This window comes from Actinosynnema sp. NPDC023658, assembly GCF_040639995.1.
Classification (GTDB): domain Bacteria; phylum Actinomycetota; class Actinomycetes; order Mycobacteriales; family Pseudonocardiaceae; genus Actinosynnema.
Genome location: NZ_JBFAAX010000860.1, coordinates 1 through 2,343, shown reverse-complemented (window position 1 = coordinate 2,343; position 2,343 = coordinate 1). Strand labels below are relative to the sequence as shown.

The 2,343-nt window shown below is 72.1% G+C and carries 3 protein-coding genes; 2 read left to right on the top strand and 1 reads right to left on the bottom strand.

The window, feature by feature from the left end; all coding sequences use genetic code 11:
- The first annotated feature begins 94 nt into the window (after nt 1-94).
- Nucleotides 95-526: a nitroreductase family deazaflavin-dependent oxidoreductase gene (locus tag AB0G02_RS35665; protein ID WP_360803502.1), complete on the top strand. Its 432-nt coding sequence runs from the start codon at nt 95-97 to the stop codon at nt 524-526.
- Here AB0G02_RS35665 and AB0G02_RS35660 read toward each other — a convergent pair.
- The gene (locus AB0G02_RS35660) at nt 517-1,431 is read right to left on the bottom strand and encodes a PhzF family phenazine biosynthesis isomerase (RefSeq protein ID WP_360803499.1); all 915 of its coding nucleotides are present in this window, start codon (nt 1,429-1,431) and stop codon (nt 517-519) included. The two genes, AB0G02_RS35665 and AB0G02_RS35660, sit on opposite strands and share 10 nt — an antisense overlap.
- 76 nt (nt 1,432-1,507) lie before the next feature.
- Here AB0G02_RS35660 and AB0G02_RS35655 point away from each other — a divergent pair, with 76 nt between their 5' ends.
- The gene (locus AB0G02_RS35655) at nt 1,508-2,323 is read left to right on the top strand and encodes a LysR family transcriptional regulator (protein ID WP_360803496.1); all 816 of its coding nucleotides are present in this window, start codon (nt 1,508-1,510) and stop codon (nt 2,321-2,323) included.
- Nucleotides 2,324-2,343 lie beyond the last annotated feature (20 nt).

Here is a 2,343-nt window from a genome sequence, read left to right as displayed (position 1 = left end):
CTGCGGAGTAGCGACCGGCGGCCCTGCCGCGTGGTGGGCGACGGCGCAGGAACGACGTTCGGCGGGGGCGGGGCATCCTCGGTAACGTCGGGGCATGTCGGTTCTGGACAGCCCAGTCGATTGGGTCAACGAGCACATCCGCAAGTACGTCGAGTCGAACGGTGCCGAGGGGCACGAGTGGCGGCCGGGCGTGTTCACGCTCCTGCTGACCACCACCGGCCGCAAGTCCGGCAAGCCGCGTCGCACCGCGCTGATCTACCAGCCGTACGGGGACGCGTACGTGGTCGTCGCCTCGTACGGCGGCGCACCGGAGCACCCCGCGTGGTACCGCAACCTCGCCGCCCGCAACGAGGCCGAGGTGCAGGTGGGCCCGGACGTGTTCACCGCCAAGGCCCGCACCGCGACCGGTGACGAGCGCGCGAAGCTGTGGGAGTTGATGAACGAGGTGTGGCCCGACTACGAGGGCTACGCCAAGAAGACCGACCGCGAGATCCCCGTGGTGGTGCTGGAGCGCGTTCAGGCCTGAGGTGCGCCGCTGATCCCGAGTGGTGCGGCGCCACCCGGGATCGGCACCGCCGAGCCGGTCACGGTGACGCGCGGGTCGTCCGGTGAGACGTCGATGCGGAGCAGGCTGGGTCGCCCCATGTCCTCACCCTGGTGCAGGGTGAGCGACCTCGGTCGCGTGACCTGGCCGATGGCCCGCAGGTAGCCGCCGAACGCCGCCGCGGCCGAGCCGGTCGCCGGGTCCTCGACGACGCCACCGACCGGGAACGGGTCGCGCGCGTCGAACACGTCGTCGGCCCGTTGGTGCACCAGTTGCGCGGTCAGGGCGTCGTTGGCGCGCAGGAGATCACCCAAGGCGTCGAAGTCGTAGTCCAGTGCCGCCAGGCGTTCCCGCGTGCGCACGGCCAGCACGAGGTGCCGCGAGCCGCCGAGCGCCCAGTGCACGGGGTAGCGGGAGTCGAGGTCGTCGGCGGACCACCTCAGCGCGCGCAGCGCCTCGGTGACGTCGGAGTCGGGAGCGGGCGTGGATGTGGTCGGCACGCTGGTGAGGCTGGCCGTGCCGGGACCCGTGGCGACCTCGACCAGCCCGGCCTTGGTGTGGAACCGCAAGGTGCCCGGTCGGTCGAGGGCGACGGCGGCGGCGACGGTCGCGTGGCCGCAGAACGGCACCTCCACCAGAGGGCTGAAGTAGCGCACGTCGAAGGTGGTCGTGGTGGTGGTGGTGGCGGTGGTGGTTGGGGTGGAGGGGGAGAGGGAGCGGGGGAAGACGAAGGCGGTTTCGGAGTAGCCGACCTCGGCGGCGATCGCCAGCATCCGGGCGTCGTCCAGGCCGGTAGCGTCGAGCACGACTCCGGCCGGGTTGCCCCCGGCGGGGTCGGTGGTGAAGGCGGAGTAGCGGAGCACCGCTGATCGGAGCACGTCGGTCATGCCGACAGCGTCCCCCACCGGCTTGCATCGAGTCCAACGATTCCCTGTGATGCACGCGATCGGTATTGTCGATGCGGTGGACACCCGCCTCCTGCGCACCCTCCTGGTGCTCGCGCGCACGGGCAGTTTCACCGCCACCGCGGCGGAACTGCACCTCGTGCAATCCACGGTGACGAGTCAGGTCAAGGCCCTGGAACGACACCTCGGCGCCCGCCTGTTCGACCGGCTGCCCAGCGGTGCCCGGTTGACCGAGGCCGGGCGGCAGGCCGTCGAGCACGCCCGTGAGGTGCTGACCTCCGAGCAGCGCCTCCGCGACGCGGTGCGCGGCAGCACGGCGGTGGAGGGCGAGGTGCGGATAGCCGCACCCGAGTCGGTCTGCGCCTACCGGCTGCCGCAGCGGATCGCGGACGTGGCGCTGCGGTGGCCGGGGATCTCGGTGCACCTGTCTCCGGCGGGCACGCGGCAGGCGTTGGCCGGTGTGCGCAACGGGACGCTGGACCTGGCGCTGGCGCTGGAGGACTCGCTCGTCGCACCGGGGTTGAAGGTGACGGCGATCGGCGTGGAGCCGATCGAGCTGGTGTCGGCACCCGGGATGGTGCTGGACGAGCGGTACTTCCTGCTGGAGGAGGGGTGTTCCTACAGCGACCGGTTCGTGCGGGAGCTGTCCGCGACGCCGAGCATCACCCGGTTCGGCAGCATCGAGGCCGTGCGGTCGTGCGTGGTGGCGGGTCTGGGGTGGACGGTGCTGCCTCGGGTGGCGGTGGCCGAGCAGTTGGACGCGGGCACGTTGCAGCGGGTGCGGGAGCTGCCCGACAGCACGCTGTTCCTGGTGACGGATCCCCGGCGGACGCCGTCGGCGGCGGTTCGGGCGGTGGCGGCGGCGTTGGGGTGAGGGGGAGGGGTGGGGTGAGG

Excerpts from the sequence above, each read along its gene's own strand:
- AB0G02_RS35660 (WP_360803499.1), bottom strand. The coding sequence starts at position 1,431 with ATGACCGACGTGCTCCGATCAGCGGTGCTCCGCTACTCCGCCTTCACC.
- AB0G02_RS35665 (WP_360803502.1), top strand. The coding sequence starts at position 95 with ATGTCGGTTCTGGACAGCCCAGTCGATTGGGTCAACGAGCACATCCGC.